Raw genomic sequence first — 15,727 nt, 5'->3', positions numbered from 1 at the left:
TTCGGCGCACCGCTGGGGCGCGTGGCTGACCGGCGCGGTCGGCGTCTGCGAATTCCTCGACGGCTACGCCTGCCAGGCCGGAAACCCCGGGCCAACGGCTCCATCAACGCCTCAGTACGGAGATCGGTCGGTTCACCGCTGCCGGGGACGCCTTCCTCCGGTCGCGTGGGGTGTAGGCGCTCAAGAGGTTCGTGACCTGGCCTACAGCCGTGCGGGGCGGCTCGGGCGGGGATTTCGGGGCCGTGGGACACTGGCGGAGCTATGACTGCCCTCCCCCTCGTCTTCGACGCCCCCAAGCGTGGCCTGCCGCCGCGCCACCTCGCCGACCTTTCGGTGGCCGAGCGCGCCGCCGCGGTGGCTGAGCTGGGGGAGAAGCCGTTCCGCGCGAAGCAGCTGTCGAACCACTACTTCTCGCGCCTGACGGTCGACCCGGAGGAGATGACGGACATCCCGGCGGCTTCGCGGGACAGGCTGGTCTCGGACCTGATGCCCACGCTGCTTACGGAGGTCCGCGCCTTGGCGGCGGACAACGGCGCGACCCGCAAGACGCTGTGGCGCGCCCACGACGGCACGCTCCTGGAGAGCGTCCTGATGCGCTACCCGGACCGCGCGACGCTGTGCATCTCGAGCCAGGCCGGCTGCGGCATGGCGTGCCCGTTCTGCGCGACGGGCCAGGGCGGCCTGGACCGCAACCTGTCGACGGCGGAGATCGTGGACCAGGTCCGCTCGGCGGCGGCGGTCATGCGCGACGGCGCGATGCCGGGCGGTCCCGGCCGGCTGTCGAACATCGTCTTCATGGGGATGGGTGAACCACTCGCGAACTACAAGCGTGTGGTGGCGGCGGTGCGCCGGATCACGGATCCGGCTCCGGGTGGTCTGGGGATCGGCCAGCGTTCGGTGACGGTGTCGACGGTCGGTCTGGCGCCGGCGATCCGGAAGCTGGCGGACGAGAAGATGCAGGTGCGGCTGGCGGTTTCGCTGCACACGCCGGATGACGAGCTGCGTGACACGCTGGTGCCGGTGAACGAGCGCTGGTCGGTGGACGAGGTTCTGTCGGCGGCGCGGTACTACGCGGACACGTCGGGTCGTCGGGTGTCGATCGAGTACGCGCTGATCCGGGACATCAACGACCAGCCGTGGCGGGCGGAGCTGCTGGCGAAGCGGCTTCGGAAGCACCTGGGCCAGCTGGTGCACGTGAACGTGATCCCGCTGAACCCCACCCCGGGCAGCAAATGGGATGCTTCGCCGAAGCCGGTCGAGCGCGAGTTCGTGCGGCTGGTGAATGCCGGTGGGGTGGCGTGCACGGTCCGGGACACCAGGGGCCAGGATATCGCCGCGGCTTGTGGCCAGCTGGCCGCTGAAGGCTGAGTTTTCGGTTCTGTTTCTGTGATGGAGAGTTTGTCGTGATGTATGCCCCCAGCCTGCTGGACCCGGCTGCGGAAGAGTTGAAGCTGGCGGACTTCCGTGGCGCGACGGAGGTGGCTCGCGAGGCTCGGACGCTGCTGGGTGAGCGGTTCAGCTCGGTGACGTTCATGTACGTGCTGATGCGGGCGTTCGAGGTGGAGTACACGGCGGCGTGTGACGCGTCGCGCTGGCACGAGTTCCACGGCGGGCCGCGGGCGTTGTCGGACGCTGATCTGGAGAAGCTGCTCGCTCCGTGGCTCGACCGCTGAGCCAAGTCTGAAGCGCGTCCATCGACTCGGCCGCACTTACGTCGGCAGGGCCAGCGTGTGGTCATAGCGTTGCGGGTCTCGAGTGTCGACCTCCAGCCGGAGCCTGCCGTGGAGGCAAGGGGCGAGGTTGGGTGCCGTCATGACGAAATTGACGAGTGCGAGGTTGGGGAACCACTGGCTGCGTCCGGGGATGGCCAGTTCGCAGGTGCCGCCCGGATTCGTGTCGGGTACCGGGAGGACGGCCGGGCTGAACGGCAGGCTGGAGGACACCGGCGGTCCCAGGCGGTAGAGCAGCCGGTCTTTCCACGGCACCGTACCGTTGTTGATCAGCTGCACCTTGAGGACGAACAGGTCCCCGCGGCCGAGTACCACTGACAAGGTGGAGGCGGTGACGTCGATCCGCACGCTGTCCTGCGGGTCGACGTCGACCCGGTCCGGGAGGCGCGCACCCAGCTCCAGACGGCGACGGACCTCCGCTTGCAGCGCGTGCAGGTCGAATCCGTGCTGCGTCATGAGTTGCCGATGCCGCATGGACTTCTCTGCGCCGAGAACCCGTTCCATCAAGCGATCGGGGTCGTTCCACCACCGGTTCCCCGGCAGCTTCTCGACGATTCGGCGCCACTGCGTGAGGCGCAACGCCGGCGTGTTGGCCGGAACGGGATCGACAGGGAGGTCGACGGGCTTCAGCGGCAGGAGATCGGCGGGTGGATGACCTCCGGCTCGGGAAAGCACGTCGAACACTTCCATCCAGAGTCGCGCCGGAAGGTCGGAAGCTCCCTGTTCGACCTTGCTGATGCGCTGCCTGCTGAGGGTGTCGGGTGCCAGGCCGTGGGCTACGAGGTGGTCGGCGAACGCGCGCAACGACATCGAGCCCCGGGCGTTGCGCAACGCACGGCGTTGTTCGTCCGTCATTGGTGCGGCCAGTTCTCGAACGCGTTGTCCAGGTCTGCTGGTGGCACGATCAGCGTGACGATCACCCCGAGCAGGGTCGAGGGAAAGCAGTACGTGCCGTCCGGCCAGCCCATCTTCAGGCATGCGCGATAGGTGCCTGGTCTCTGTGGCGCCCGGAGGGGAACGCGGATTTCCACGGTTTCGCGTGGTGCGGTGTCCGGGACGGCTACGAACGGCGGAGTGCGGATACCCACGGCCGGTTCGTTCACCCGATAGAGGTATCGGTCCTGCCAGAACTTTCGCCCGGTGTTGTGGAGGACCCAGCGAGCGATCACCTGGGCTCCGGGGGCGACCAGGGTTCCCTCGGGCAATTCGTCGTCGTTGTCGCCGAGGCTGCCTGACCCGTCGTCGGGCGACGGCAGCCACGGAAGCGATCCCGCGCTGCGGTCGCGCCGTGCCGCGAGGGTCTCGGCCTGCTGCCTGAGCAGGGCGTCGACGCGCTGGTCGGTCGTGTCCATTCCGGCGGAAACGAACGCGTACTCCTCGCCGGGCGGCACGTGCGCGGGCAGGTGCCGCTTGATGCGGGGCGGGTTGCGTTCGTGGTCGGCGATCAGCGCGGTCGCCCAGGCGAACATGTCGACGAGGTACCCGTCGGCGCCGAAGGCGACGTCGTACGCCCTGACCAGCCACGGGGGGACCCGGCTGCCGGACACGATGGCCGACTGCTGCTTGCGGGCAACGGACAACCAGTCAGGCACCGGCAGTTGCGCGTTGTGGCCGCGTTCCACGCGCAGAACGTAACGGTCCGTGACCAGATGCGGGGTGGATCTCGACGAGCGTTCCGCTGAAGGAGCGAGGGCCTGGGGGTAGAGGTCAGTGATCGTCTCGTTGAGGATCTGCACGGTGTGCCAGGTGTGATCTCCGTTCGCGATGCGGATCTGCCGCATCGCCGCGGTCAGCTCGCGGCTGACCACCATGTGCACCGGAAGCGCGGGCCGAGGTCGTCCTCGGCGCATGCCGCTCGTCATGCGTGCCCTCCCGGAGGCGGACTGGTTAAGCTGGCGGACATAAATGTGCCCGTCGCACTCTATGCGCATGGTGCGTTCCAGTGGACTGATCTTCATCAACTACCGAGGGACCGATCAACCCTGGGCAGGGGTGGCTCTCGATAGCGAACTCTGTCGAAGGTACGGCGGCGAAGCCGTATTTCTCGATCATCGCTCGATGGCGCCCGGGGTGATTTTCGATGAAGCCCTGCTTGCGGCGGTCCGGCAAAGCGCAGTCTTGCTGGTGGTGATCGGTCCGGGCTGGCTCGCTGCTGTCGATGGGCACGGCCGCCGGCTCATCGACCGGCGGGACGACTGGGTCAGACGCGAGATCGCCGCGGCGTTCGAAGCGGGGGTGCGGGTGATTCCCGTCTTCGTGGGGGAACAGGAAAAACTGAATCCTGCCGCCCTCCCCGGCAGCATCCGTCGGCTGGCTGTTTGCCAGTTTGTCCGGCTGCGCCATCGCGATTTCCGTCAGGACGTCGATCATCTGGTTGCCACGTTGACGATGCTCGTGCCGCTCCCCGCATCGGTTCCCGATCAACCGCGGTGGGGCGAAGCGCCCGCGAATTCCCCGGCAGAGGATGCAGCCCGGGTGGGTGCCGTCGATGAGGGCCCAGCCACCAGGCGATGAAAGGCGGTGCCGACGGCCAGGGGACGAGCTGGCACCGTGACCGGCGGCCTGACAGGGCGCTGCCAGCGCCGTATGCGCCCCCTGCCAGCGGGCCCGGCCAGAGTCTGGAACGAAATTCCAGTCGGCCTCAAGGAGCCAGAATGTCCACCCCAGTCACGATCATCGGCGCCGGTCTCGGCGGTCTCACCCTCGCCCGGGTTCTGCACGTCCACGGTGTTCCGGTCGTGGTGTACGAGGCGGAGTCGTCGCCGATGGCGCGGATGCAGGGCGGGATGCTCGACATCCACGACTACAACGGGCAGCTGGCCGTGGAGGCGGCCGGGCTGATGGAGGAGTTCCGGGGTCTGGTCCTGGAGGGCCGTGAGGCGATGCGGATCCTCCACCTGGACGGGACGGTGTTGTTCGACAAGGCCGACGACGGCACGGGTGGACGTCCGGAGGTGCAGCGCGGCGAGCTGCGGCAGATGCTGCTCGACGCGCTCCCGGACGGCACTGTCCATTGGGGACACAAGGTCGTCAGCGTCCGCACGGTGAGCGAAGGACGGCACGAGGTGACCTTCGCCAACGGCACCACCGTCGTCACGGACCTGCTGGTCGGAGCCGACGGCGCTTGGTCGCGGGTCCGGCCGCTGCTCACCGACGCCACACCCGAGTACGTCGGCACGTCGTTCGTCGAGACTTACCTCTTCGACGCCGACACCCGCCATCCCGCGACGGCGAAGGCGGTCGGCGGCGGGTCGATGGCCGCGAACGGGACCACGCCCGGCCTGGGCATCAGCGCTCACCGGGAAAGCGGCGACACGGTGCACGCCTACGTCGAGCTCACCAAGCCGCTGGACTGGTTCGACGCCATCGACTTCACCGATCCCGACGCGGCCGCCGCGCGGGTCGCGGCGGAGTTCGACGGCTGGGCGCCGGAGCTCACCGCGCTGATCACCGACGCCGACACCGCGCCCGTCCTGCGGCCCCACTACACCCTGCCGATGGGGCTCCGGTGGGATCGCGTGCCGGGAGCGACCCTCGTCGGGGACGCCGCCCACCTCACGGCACCGAACGGCGAAGGCGCCAACCTGGCCATGCTCGACGGCGCCGAACTCGGCCAGGCGCTCGCCGCGCACCCGGGCGACGTCGAGGCCGCCCTCGCCGGCTACGAGCAGGCCATGTTCGTCCGCGCCGAAACCCCCGTCGACGAGGCCTTCCTCCTCGAGAGCCTGTTCGGTGACGACGTCCCCCAGCACATCGCCGACATGTTCACCCCGGACGAGCAGAAACCTTGAACCGCCCCGAAATCCGGGATCGGGCGCTACCCTGACCCGTCGACCGGCGAGGGGGCGGGATGGTGATCCAGTCGCACGACCTCGGGAGCGCCCGCGACTCGATCGCGGTGCTCTCCGAGTTCGGCACGCCGCTGGCCGACCGCCTCGCCCGCGCCCTCATCACGGTCGCCCACGACCTCGAGGGCCCGCTCTACACCCCCGAGGATCATGCCCCGGACGAGATCGGCGAGTTCGTCGCGGCCTGCCACCGCGAGCTGGAGGTGACGGCCCGCGCGCTCCGCGCCGAACTGGACCGCACCGCGCTGCTGGACTGCCTGTGCGTCGGCGTGCTGTTCGGACAGCACGGGCCGGGCGGGTTCAGCCCGGTCAACGAGTTCGCCTACGAAATGGAGCTGCTCGCCTCCGCCCAGAGCCGGATCAGCGCGCCCTCGTCCTTCACCCGGGACAGCCTGCAGGCGGCGCTGCGAGCCCTCGGCCTGGCCCGCCGTCGAAGCGTCTTGCACCGCTACGCCGCCTCGGGAGACGGGGGCCCGGCCCGGCGGCAGGTGCACCACCAGCTGGCCGAAGACGGGGTGTCGCTGCGCGGGGCGTTCCACACGCGCTACGACTGGGAATACTCGGTGCGGCTCGCGGACCAGATCCGGCGGCGGGGCGGCACCCACCCGGACCTGACCGTGTTGTTCTCGCTGTACCGCTTGGTCATGCGGCACCGGTTCGACCTCGTCGAGCGGTTCCGCCGGGAGATCGCCGACGCCGACGCCGCGCTCGGCGCCGTGCCGCGGGACGGCACCCTGCTGCACCTGCCGCGTGGATTCGTCCTGTCCCCGCCCGCGGCCGAAGTCCTGACGGCGTGCGCGCTCGAGCTGCTCGCGCCCTGGCCGGTGCTGGTCCAGGCCGTTCCCGAAGAGCTGCGGGGCGAGGCCGAGCAGTGGCGCGAACTGCTCACCACCGACCCCGCCGCTCTCGGCCGGAACCCGCAGTTCCGCCGGATCTTCCCGTCACCGCTGGCTTTCACGCCCCTGGTCCAGGAGGACGAGTACGTCCTGCTGACCCTGCCGCACGTCATCAGCACCACCCTCTCCCGCGTGGTGGAGCGGGTGTTCGCCGGCCGCTCCAGCCTGCCGTACTACCGGGCCCGCGGTGCGGCCGTCGAGAACGAGGCGGTCCGCCACCTGTCCCGGGTGTTCTCCGACGCGCACGTCCTGCAGGGCGGGAAGTACGCGGGTGCCCGCCCCGGCGAGCTCATCGAGGTCGACGGGGTCCTGGTGTGGCGGGACGTGGTCCTGGTCGTGGAGAGCAAGGGCGGGTACCTCAGCCGGCGGGCCCGGGCCGGCGACCCGGTGGCCGCCGCCACGGAGCTGCGCCGGACCGTCGGCGACGGCTTCTTCCAGGCCGCCCGCCTGGTCCGCGCGCTCGAGCGGGAACGCGTCGTCACGCTGACCGACGACGAGGGCCGGTCGCTGACCCTGAACGCCCGCGCCCTCCGCCGGTTCTACGTCGTGGTGCCCACCGCGGACGCCTTCGAGGTCGCGTCGACCACGCTGGACCTGCTGTGGCAGCGGGAAATCCTGCCCGACGGGGCGATCCCGCTGATCATCAGCGTCCAGGACCTGCACCTGCTCACCGATCTGCTGCGCACCCCGCTGGAACTGCTCGGCTACCTGGACTTCCGCGAGGAGATCCTGGCCGACCGCGAGGTGCGGGCCGCCGACGAGCTGGAGCTCCTCGGCTCCTACGTCGGGAGCACCGACGTCGTCGGCACCGCGGCCGGGGCGCGCGCCAACCACGGGAGCGGAATCGTCTACCTCAGCACCGACCAGCAGGAGAAGTACGTCGACCCGTGGGTCTTCGCGGCCTCTACGGCGCGGCTGGACGGGCGACCCGAACCGCCGCCGCCGCGTCGCCACACCGAAGCCTGCCGTGCCCTGATCGACCGGTTCCACGCGGCCACCGGGGACACCGCGGCGGCCGCTCTGCTGCACCAGCTCACCGGCGGGCACCTCGAGACGGCCGTCCGCGCGGCGAACCGGGCCCCGCGCCCCGGGCGGGGTGAGCCGGTCGGGTACCCGTTCGACGACCTCGGGGTCGTGGTCGTCCACCCCGTCGAGCTGATCCGGGCGGTGCACCGGCTTCCCGGGCTCCGCAGGTTCCGCGCCCGCCACCGGGTGATCGTCTACGTGACCCCGGACCTCGGCGGCCGGGTGCTGCGGTACGCCGAACCGGGCGGGAAGCACGTGTTCGCCGCGCGATCGGCGTCACTGGCGGAGCGGTCCCGCCTCGGCGCCCTGGACCCGTGGTTCGACACCGCCGCCCGCAGGCGGCACGGAACGCACCGGGACACCACCCCGGCCGACGAAGAGAACGTCACCACCCTGGTCCGCGCCGGCCTGCGGGACACCCTCGCCCTCGGCGTCACCCGGCTGGGGCTCACCACGCAGGTGCTCGACCTGGCCGACCGCGATCCCGGCCTCAGCCTGAACCAGGCCGCCGACTTCTTCCTCACCCACGTGCGCCGGGCCGCCGACGAGCTGGACGTCCACGTCACCGACCTCGCGCTCCCCACCGGCACCGCGCGGGACGTCCTGAAGCTGCTCGCTTCCGGCCGGGTCCGGCCGGAAGACGCGGCCGCCCTCATCCGGCTCACCGTCCACGACCCGGCGGCCCCGCCGGAGGCGCTGGCCCGATCCGGCGGCCTGCTCACCGAAGACAGCACGTCCGTGCTCGAGCAGGCCGTGCGCGAAGCGCTGGACACCCTGGGCCTCACCGTCGGCGACCTCCGCCGGATGGGCGGGAAGAGCCGCGCGAAAACCCGCAACCGCCTGGTCGGCGCCGTCCGCTCGCAGCACCCCGGCGTCAACCCCAGCGCCGTCGCCGCCCTCGTCGAACGCCTGATTTCGACCGGTGACGCGGGCTAAGGCTGCCCCGGCGCCCACAGGCCGTCCGCGTCGCCGGCTTCCAGGCGGCCGCGGTACACGCCGATCTTGCGGTCGATGAGCTGCAGGTTCTCCTGCAGCTCCGCCAGCTTGGCCAGCACCTCGGCGCGGTGCTCCTCCAGCAGCGCCAGCCGTTCGTGCTCGTTGCCGCGGCCGGCCGCGACCAGGTCCGCGTAGCGGCGGATCGTCTTGATCGGCATGCCGGTGGCCCGGAGCTTGGTGCAGATCTTGATCCAGTCCAGGTCCAGCTGGCGGTAGCGCCGCCGGCCGCCGGTGGTGCGGTCGACGCGCGTGACCACCAGGCCCGCTCGTTCGTAGTACCGCAGCGTGTGTGCGCTGACCCCGGTGCGGCGGGCCGCGTCCGCGATGGTCAGCCCCTCCGCGGGGATCGGGCGTTTGACTTCGAGCACACTCTAAATCCTAGCGTCGTTCCCATGAACGTTCCGACCTCTCACCGCCCGGCGCTCGTGCTGGCGATCTGCTGCGCCAGCATCGTCGTCGTGGTGATGGACATCTCCATCGTCACCGTCGCGCTGCCGTCGATCCGCCGCGACCTGGGCGCCTCCGTCTCCGGTCTGCAGTGGACGGTCGACGCCTACACGCTGGTGCTGGCCGGTTTCCTCGTGCTCGCCGGGTCGACCGCCGACCGGTTCGGCCGCCGGCGCGTCTTCCAGTGCGGCCTCGCCGTCTTCGGCATCGGGTCGCTGCTGTGCAGCCTCGCGCCCGGCATCGGCTGGCTCATCGCGGCCCGCGCGGTGCAGGCCGTCGGCGGCACGATGCTCAACCCGGTCGCGATGGCCATCGTCGCCACCACCTTCCCCGTCCCGGCGGAGCGCGCCCGCGCCATCGGCGTGTTCGGCTCGATGTCCGGCCTGGCGCTGGCGCTCGGGCCGATCCTCGGCGGCGCGCTCGTCGACAGCTTCGGCTGGCGAGCCGTCTTCTGGGTCAACGTGCCGATCGTCGTCGCCGCGCTCGTCGCCACCGCGCTGTTCGTGCCCGAGTCGCGGGCGCCGCGGGCCCGCCGGTTCGACCCGGTCGGGCAGGTGCTCGTGGTCGTCGTGCTCGGCAGCGTCGTCGAAGCCATCATCGAAGCGCGGTGGCTGGGCTGGACGTCGCCGGCGGTCCTCGGCCTGCTCGTCCTCGCCGGGCTCGGCGTCGCGGGCATCCTCCGCTACGAACCCCGCCGCGCCGACCCGCTGCTGGAACTGCGCCTGTTCCGCAGCGTCTCGTTCAGCGGCGCGATCGTCATGGCGCTGTTCGCGCTCTGCGGGTTCGGCGCGTTCCTGTTCGTCACCACGCAGTACCTGCAGGACGTCCGCGGCATGACGGCGTGGGCGGCGGGGCTGTGCCTGCTGCCCGTCGGCGTGCTCGTCCTGGTCCTCTCGCCGAAGACCGGACGGCTGGTCGGCACGCGCGGCCCGCGGCTGCCGCTGGTGGTCGCCGGGATCGCGCTCGCGCTGGGCGGCGCCGCGTCGGCGGGGCTCGGACCGGCCACACCGCTGCCCCTGGTGCTCGCGACCTTCCTGCTGTTCGGCGTCTTCCTCGGCACGGTCAACCCGCCGATCACCAACACCGCCGTCTCCGGGATGCCGGGGTCGATGGCCGGGGTCGCCGGGTCGCTGGCCTCCTCCGGCCGCCAGACCGGCACCACGCTGGGCGTCGCGATCGCCGGGTCGATCGCGGGGACGGGAACCGGCACGGCGGCCGGGGTGTGGTGGCTGGTCGCCGGGCTCGGCGCCGGGGTCCTCGCCCTGGCGCTGCTCAGCACCGGACGCCGGGCGGCGGCGACCGCCCGGCGCGCGGCGGCGTTGTTCGACGAGCTCAGCCTCCCGCGACCGACGGGATGATCTGGACCTCGGCGGTGTCGCGGAGTTCGGTCTCGGTGCCGCCGCGGTGGCGGCACTCCTCGCCGTCGACGTAGAAGTTGACGTACCGGCGCAGGCCCGCCTGTTCGTCACGCAGCCGTCGTTCCAGGGCCGGGTACCGCTCGGCGAGCGCGTCGAGGAGGGTGCCCAGCGTGGCCGGCTCGGCGACCTCGACGTCCAGGCGGGACTCGCCGCCCGCCTTGTCCCGCAGCGTTCCGGGCAGCAGCACGGTGATCCGCACGGCTCACACCGTCGCGGCTCGGACGCACAGCACGTCGGGCAGGTGCGCCGCGACGAGCTGCCAGCTGTCGCCCTCGTCCCGGCTGGCGTAGACGTCGCCGGTCCGCGAGCCGAAGTACACCCCGGCCGGTTCGGCGTCGTCGACGCACATCGCGTCGCGCATCACCCCGGCCCAGTACCCGTCCGGCAGGCCGGTGCCGACCGCCTCCCACGACTTGCCGGCGTCCTCGCTGCGGTACACCCGGCACCGGCCCTCCGGCGGGAAGCGCATGGCGTCGGCCACCAGCGGGAAGGTGTAGATCACCTCGGGCCGGTGCGGGTGCACGACCATGGGAAACCCGAAGTCGCTGGGCAGCCCGTCGGCGATGGACTGCCAGGTGGCCGCGCCGTCGTCGCTGCGGTAGACGCCGTGGTGCACCTGCGCGAAGAAGCGGTCCGGCGCCCCCGGGTGTGGGTCGCGACCTTGTGCACGCACTGGCCGTACTCGGGGAACGGGTCGGGCACGTGGACGGCCTTGATGCCCGTGTTGCTCGCCTGCCACGACTCGCCGCCGTCCTCGGTGCGGTAGACGCCGCCGGTGGACATCGCCACGGTGATCCGGCCGGTCTCCGTCGGGTGCGGGAGCACGGTGTGGATCGCCTTGCCACCGCCCCCGGGCGTCCAGTGCTCGCGGTGCGGGTGGTCCCACAGGCCGCGGACCAGCTCGTAGGTGCGGCCGCCGTCGGTGGAGCGGAAGAGGGCGGACGGCTCGGTGCCGGCGTAGACGACGTCCGGTTCGCTCTCCGGCCCGGGCGCGAGCTGCCACGCCCTGGCGAGGGATTCGCCGGTGTCCGGCGGGAACGCGATCGGGGCGTGGTCGGGCTCGTCCCAGGTCGCGCCGAGGTCGTCACTGGTGGCGACGCTCGGCCCGAAGTGCTCGCTGGTCACGCCGGCCAGCAGCCGGGGTGTGGCGCGGCGCGTGTCGATGCCGACCGCGTACACCTCGGTCATCGGGTGCCGGGGGCCGGACACCTCCCAGCTCGTCCGGCCGTCCTGGCTGGTCGCCAGCCACAGACCCTTGCGCGTACCGATCGCGAGCAGGACAGACATCCGGCACCTTCCTTCCGTGACTCACGTCACAGGTACTCTGCCGGAAAAATCTCCCCGGGGAAATGTCGAACGCCGGGAGCGGCCGATCGACGCGGGGGTGAAGGCCGGTCAGCGCGTCCGGGAAGACCCGGGCCCCGGCCGAAGACACCAGGGAGCAGACCATGCGTTTTCTCATGATGCACCGGATCGACGAGCGCGACCCGGCGGCGTGGAACCCCACCCCGGAGTTCATGGAGAAGATGGGCGCGTTCATCCAGGACTCCGCGGAGAAGGGCATCCTGATCACCGCGGAGGGCGTCCACCAGACCGACAAGGGGGCGTTGGTGCGCAAGCCGCGCGGGGCGGCGATCCGCGTCACCGACGGGCCGTTCGCCGAGGCCAAGGAGGTGATCGGCGGGTTCGCGCTGATCAACGCCGCGGACCGGGAGGCGGCCGTCGAGTTCGCCAAGCGGTACGTCGAGCTGTTCGACCTCGAGATCGAGGTCGAGGTGCGCCAGGTCGTCGAGTACGAGGATCTGCCGCAGGGCTGACACTGTCGCCGGTGGCGCTAGGCTGGCCGGGAACGACGACTCTGGGGGTGGAGCGATGTTCCTGGTCACCGGTGCCACCGGCAACGTCGGTGCGGAACTGGTCACGGCGCTGGCGGGGGCGGGTGAACCGGTCCGGGCGCTGGTGCGCCGGCCGGACACGGTGCTCCCCGACGGCGTCGAAGCCGTCACCGGCGACCTCAACGATCCCGCCGGCCTCACCGACGCGCTCAAGGGCGTCGAAGGGGTTTTCCTCATGTCCGGCTACGAAGACACGCCGGGCACACTGGCGAGGGCGCGCGAGGCGGGCGTGCGCCGGATCGTGCTGCTGTCCGGTGGTTCGGCCGCCCTGGAGAACCTGGACAACGCGGTCTCCCGGTACATGACGCTGTCCGAACGCGCGGTGCGCGGGTCGGGGCTGGAGTGGACCTTCCTGCGCCCGCGCGCGTTCATGTCGAACGCGCTGCGCTGGCTGCCGCAGCTGCGCGAGGGCGACACGGTCCGCGCGCAGTTCCCGGAGGTGGCGGCGGCCGCCGTCGACCCGGCGGACATCGCGGCGGTGGCGGCCCGTGCGCTCGCGGGCGGCCATGAGGGACGGACGTACGAACTGACCGGGCCGGTCGCGGTGCGGCCCGCCGAGCAGGTCGCCGTGCTGGCGGAGGTGCTGGGGCGCGACCTGGGGTTCGTCGGGTTGTCGAACGACGAAACGCGCGCGGAGCTCGAGGCGAGCATGCCGCGCGAGTACGTCGACGCGTTCTGGAACTTCTACGTCGACGGAACCCTGGACGAGGCGACGGTGTACCCGACGGTGTCCGAGGTGACCGGGCGGCCGGCGCGCAGCTTCGCCCAGTGGGCCGAGGCGCACGCGGACGCCTTCCGCTGAGGAGACCCGGCGCCGCCGTCCGGTGGACGGGCGTTGTGCTCCGGCTCCCCTCGCGCCAAGGTGGTGCTGCTGTCGGCCACCAGGGGAGCGGACTTGAGCGAGGACGAGCGCCGGCGGTCGTGGCCCGATCTCTCCGCCGTGCTCGCCGTCGTCCTCGCCGTGCCGGTGGTCGCCAGCAGCCTGCTCGTGCTCGGCCTGGCCGGGAAGCTGGTCTGGCCCGGGTACTTCTGGGTGGTGCCGGCCGGCTGGGTGGTGGCCGGCGGGATCACCTTCGTGCCCGCCTTCGAGCACTTCCTGCTGCCGCTGCTGTTCGGCATGCGGCGGCCGACCGCGCGGGAGCTGGCGCGGCTCACCCCGAGCTGGCAGGCGGTCTGCACGGCGGCGGGCGTGGCCGAAGACCGTTACCGGATCTGGGTCGACCGGTCGCACGAGCTGAACGCCTTCGCCGCGGGCGGGCACACCGTCGCCGTGACGCGGACCGCGCTCGACCTCCCGCCGCCGAGCCTCGAAGCGATCCTCGCGCACGAACTTGGCCACCACCTGTCCGGGCACACCCGGATTTCGCTGCTCGTCTGGTGGCTGGAGCTGCCGGCCCGGCTGCTGACGCGCCTGGTCCGGCTGCTCGCGCTGGCCGTGCCGTACGTCGGGCGGGCGTTCGCCGCCTTCGGGCGGTCGGTGGCCGTGCTCGTCACGGTGCTGCTGACGCTGGGCGTCCTCACCGCGCTCGCCTTCCTGGACCCGTGGCTGCTGCTGGCGCCCCTGCTCGGCCCGGTCCTCGCGTGGTCGAAACGGCTCGGCGAGTACCGGGCCGACCTGATGGCGGCGCGGCTGGGCTACGGACCGGAGCTGATCAGGCTGTTCCGGGAGTGGATCCGGGTCAACCGCGGCGACGAGCGGCGGCTGTGGGCCCGGCTGCTGGCCGGGCACCCGGCCCACATCGACCGGATCAAGCGGCTGAAGGAGCGCGGCTTCAGAGCGTGAGGACGACCTTGCCGGCCGCGTGCCCGCCGTGGACGTGGCCGATCGCGGCGACGGCGTCGGCGAGCGGGTACGCGCGGTCGAGCAGCGGCGTGACCTGTCCGGCCTCGATCATCTCCCGCAGGACCTCGAGGTCCGCGGCCCGGACGCGGGACAAGAGCCCGAGCAGCCGGTGCCGCGCGAAGGGGTTCAGCAGCGCCGCCCGGAACACGCGCTGGACGCCGCCCAGCCACTTGCCGCCTTCGCCGCCGACGATCACCAGCGTGCCGCGCGGGGTCAAAGCCCGGCGCAGGTGCGCCAGCGAGCGCAGGCCGGCGGTGTCCAGGATCAGGTCGTAGCTGCGCTCGGCGAAGTCCGAGCGCGTGTAGTCGACGACGTGGTCGGCGCCGAGCCCGCGGGCCAGGTCCGTCTTGCCCGTGCTGCACACCGCGGTGACCTCGGCGCCGAACGCCTTGGCCAGCTGCACCGCGAACGACCCCACGCCGCCCGCCGCGCCGATCACCAGGACGGACTGGCCAGCCCGGACGCGTCCCGCGTCGCGCAGGCCCTGCAGCGCGGTGCAGCCGGAGACCGCGACGGCCGCCGCCTCCTCGAACGAGAGCCGGGCGGGTTTCGCGGCCAGGAGGTCCGCCCGGGCGACGGCGTACTCGGCGAACGAGCCTTCGCCCGTGCCGAACACCTCGTCGCCGGGCCGGAACGCCGTGACGCCGTCGCCGGTTTCCTCGACCGTGCCCGCGAAGTCGAGGCCGCGCACCGGGTTCTTCGGCGCGCGCAGGCCGAATCCCAGCAGCCGCAGCAGGTACGGCTTTCCGGTGGTCAGGTGCCAGACGCCCGGGTCGACGCCGGCCGCGCGCACGCGCACGACGACTTCGCCGGCCCCGGGCGCCGGTCTGGCGAGGTCCGCCAGGCCGAGGACGTCAGGGTTTCCGTAGCGGTCTTGGACGAGGGCTTTCACGAGGACTCCTCCGGGTACTGGAACACGTCTTCGAGCGGAACCCCGAACACGCGCGCGATCTGGAACGCCATTTCCAGCGAAGGCGAGTAGCGGCCCTGCTCGATGGCGATGACGGTCTGGCGGGTCACACCGAGCCGGTCGGCGAGCCCGGCCTGGGTCATCTGGCCGTGCGCGAACCGGAGGGCGCGGAGCGAGTTGGTGACGCGGGTCGGTTTCACCACGGCTGGAAACCCCGGCGGTAGGCGAAGATCCGGGCGACCGAGCCGAGGATGGCCGACAGCGTGAACGCCAGGTAGACGGCGTTGGCGATCCAGAACTGCGGTGCCTCGGCCATCGCCAGCAGCAGGGCCGCGACGGCGCCGATGACGACGAACGAGTGGCCGACGTACTCGCCGAACCGGCCGATCTCGCGGTCGCGCTGGTCCTTCCGGCCGGCGTCACCCGAGAGGATCGCGGCCAGGATGCTGAGCACGATCGTCGCCGCGATGGACGCGCCGACCGTCCACAGCAGGGTCGCGACGTACGGGACTTCGGCCAGCGGCCGCCCGCCGGCCCGGCCGAGGACCAGGACGAGGTAGACCGCGTAACTCGCTATCGCGGCGATCCCGAGGATCCATGCGCGCTTCTCTTCGTGGGTCACCTCGTCAAGGTAAAACAAATTAGACATCGTGTCAAAGTTTCTTGACATGAGAAAATCTTCGGCGAGGGTGTCCAAGGCGGCGTCGGCCGTTCGTAG

The 15,727-nt window shown here is 71.6% G+C and carries 18 protein-coding genes; 9 read left to right on the top strand and 9 right to left on the bottom strand.

Going from position 1 to position 15,727, the window contains the following annotated elements:
* The first annotated feature begins 261 nt into the window (after positions 1 to 261).
* Positions 262 to 1,368: a dual-specificity RNA methyltransferase RlmN gene (gene rlmN, locus ACH54P_RS18860; RefSeq protein WP_489914490.1), complete on the top strand. Its 1,107-nt coding sequence runs from the start codon at positions 262 to 264 to the stop codon at positions 1,366 to 1,368.
* 38 nt (positions 1,369 to 1,406) lie between these two features.
* Entirely contained in the window at positions 1,407 to 1,673 is a 267-nt protein-coding gene (locus tag ACH54P_RS18855) for a hypothetical protein (protein WP_489914488.1), read from the top strand.
* 36 nt (positions 1,674 to 1,709) lie between these two features.
* Here ACH54P_RS18855 and ACH54P_RS18850 read toward each other — a convergent pair whose 3' ends face one another.
* Positions 1,710 to 2,585 (bottom strand): hypothetical protein, encoded by an 876-nt coding sequence (locus ACH54P_RS18850; protein ID WP_489914486.1) that lies wholly within the window; start codon positions 2,583 to 2,585, stop codon positions 1,710 to 1,712.
* Complete coding sequence (locus ACH54P_RS18845; RefSeq protein WP_489914484.1) at positions 2,582 to 3,592, bottom strand: NBR1-Ig-like domain-containing protein; 1,011 nt, start codon at positions 3,590 to 3,592, stop codon at positions 2,582 to 2,584. The genes ACH54P_RS18850 and ACH54P_RS18845 overlap by 4 nt, the downstream gene beginning before the upstream one ends.
* A 67-nt stretch (positions 3,593 to 3,659) precedes the next feature.
* On the opposite strand from ACH54P_RS18845, the gene ACH54P_RS18840 reads away from it, so the two are divergent.
* The 3 genes from ACH54P_RS18840 (at position 3,660) to ACH54P_RS18830 (ending at position 8,436) form a co-directional block, all read left to right on the top strand.
* Positions 3,660 to 4,244, top strand: a complete 585-nt coding sequence (locus ACH54P_RS18840) for a toll/interleukin-1 receptor domain-containing protein (RefSeq protein WP_489914482.1) — start codon at positions 3,660 to 3,662, stop codon at positions 4,242 to 4,244.
* A gap of 140 nt (positions 4,245 to 4,384) precedes the next feature.
* Positions 4,385 to 5,521, top strand: a complete 1,137-nt coding sequence (locus tag ACH54P_RS18835; protein ID WP_489914480.1) for an FAD-dependent oxidoreductase — start codon at positions 4,385 to 4,387, stop codon at positions 5,519 to 5,521.
* 59 nt (positions 5,522 to 5,580) lie between these two features.
* Entirely contained in the window at positions 5,581 to 8,436 is a 2,856-nt protein-coding gene (locus ACH54P_RS18830; protein WP_489914478.1) for a hypothetical protein, read from the top strand.
* On the opposite strand, the gene ACH54P_RS18825 is transcribed toward ACH54P_RS18830, so the two are convergent.
* Positions 8,433 to 8,864, bottom strand: a complete 432-nt coding sequence (locus ACH54P_RS18825) for a MerR family transcriptional regulator (RefSeq protein WP_489914476.1) — start codon at positions 8,862 to 8,864, stop codon at positions 8,433 to 8,435. The two genes, ACH54P_RS18830 and ACH54P_RS18825, sit on opposite strands and share 4 nt — an antisense overlap.
* A gap of 24 nt (positions 8,865 to 8,888) precedes the next feature.
* Here ACH54P_RS18825 and ACH54P_RS18820 point away from each other — a divergent pair, with 24 nt between their 5' ends.
* Positions 8,889 to 10,301: an MFS transporter gene (locus ACH54P_RS18820; protein ID WP_489914474.1), complete on the top strand. Its 1,413-nt coding sequence runs from the start codon at positions 8,889 to 8,891 to the stop codon at positions 10,299 to 10,301.
* Here the strand turns inward: ACH54P_RS18820 and ACH54P_RS18815 are convergent.
* From ACH54P_RS18815 to ACH54P_RS18805, 3 genes are read right to left on the bottom strand one after another with little or no spacing between them, the layout of a single operon-like run.
* Entirely contained in the window at positions 10,276 to 10,560 is a 285-nt protein-coding gene (locus tag ACH54P_RS18815) for a ubiquitin-like small modifier protein 1 (protein ID WP_489914472.1), read from the bottom strand. The two genes, ACH54P_RS18820 and ACH54P_RS18815, sit on opposite strands and share 26 nt — an antisense overlap.
* Before the next feature lie 3 nt (positions 10,561 to 10,563).
* Positions 10,564 to 10,890: a WD40/YVTN/BNR-like repeat-containing protein gene (locus tag ACH54P_RS18810; RefSeq protein ID WP_489914470.1), complete on the bottom strand. Its 327-nt coding sequence runs from the start codon at positions 10,888 to 10,890 to the stop codon at positions 10,564 to 10,566.
* Complete coding sequence (locus tag ACH54P_RS18805; protein WP_489914468.1) at positions 10,860 to 11,648, bottom strand: WD40/YVTN/BNR-like repeat-containing protein; 789 nt, start codon at positions 11,646 to 11,648, stop codon at positions 10,860 to 10,862. Before ACH54P_RS18805 ends, ACH54P_RS18810 begins: the two co-directional genes overlap by 31 nt.
* A gap of 161 nt (positions 11,649 to 11,809) precedes the next feature.
* Between ACH54P_RS18805 and ACH54P_RS18800 the strand changes: the two genes are divergently transcribed.
* From ACH54P_RS18800 to ACH54P_RS18790, 3 genes are all read left to right on the top strand, one after another.
* On the top strand, positions 11,810 to 12,178 hold the full coding sequence (locus tag ACH54P_RS18800) for a YciI family protein (protein WP_489914466.1): 369 nt from the start codon (positions 11,810 to 11,812) through the stop codon (positions 12,176 to 12,178).
* A gap of 55 nt (positions 12,179 to 12,233) precedes the next feature.
* Positions 12,234 to 13,058, top strand: coding sequence for an NAD(P)H-binding protein (locus tag ACH54P_RS18795; protein ID WP_489914464.1), 825 nt, complete (start codon positions 12,234 to 12,236; stop codon positions 13,056 to 13,058).
* A gap of 93 nt (positions 13,059 to 13,151) precedes the next feature.
* Complete coding sequence (locus tag ACH54P_RS18790) at positions 13,152 to 14,039, top strand: M48 family metalloprotease (protein ID WP_489914462.1); 888 nt, start codon at positions 13,152 to 13,154, stop codon at positions 14,037 to 14,039.
* Here ACH54P_RS18790 and ACH54P_RS18785 read toward each other — a convergent pair.
* From ACH54P_RS18785 to ACH54P_RS18775, 3 genes are read right to left on the bottom strand one after another with little or no spacing between them, the layout of a single operon-like run.
* Positions 14,029 to 14,991, bottom strand: a complete 963-nt coding sequence (locus ACH54P_RS18785) for an NAD(P)-dependent alcohol dehydrogenase (protein ID WP_489914460.1) — start codon at positions 14,989 to 14,991, stop codon at positions 14,029 to 14,031. The two genes, ACH54P_RS18790 and ACH54P_RS18785, sit on opposite strands and share 11 nt — an antisense overlap.
* Positions 14,988 to 15,212 (bottom strand): helix-turn-helix transcriptional regulator, encoded by a 225-nt coding sequence (locus ACH54P_RS18780; RefSeq protein ID WP_489914458.1) that lies wholly within the window; start codon positions 15,210 to 15,212, stop codon positions 14,988 to 14,990. Before ACH54P_RS18780 ends, ACH54P_RS18785 begins: the two co-directional genes overlap by 4 nt.
* A complete protein-coding gene (locus ACH54P_RS18775) occupies positions 15,206 to 15,658 on the bottom strand; it encodes a hypothetical protein (RefSeq protein WP_489914456.1) in 453 nt (150 codons plus the stop codon). Before ACH54P_RS18775 ends, ACH54P_RS18780 begins: the two co-directional genes overlap by 7 nt.
* Positions 15,659 to 15,727 lie beyond the last annotated feature (69 nt).

This window comes from Amycolatopsis sp. N2S4-7, from assembly GCF_058119595.1.
Note: the sequence above shows the minus strand (reverse complement) of the source record. Positions and strands in the feature narration are given on the sequence as shown.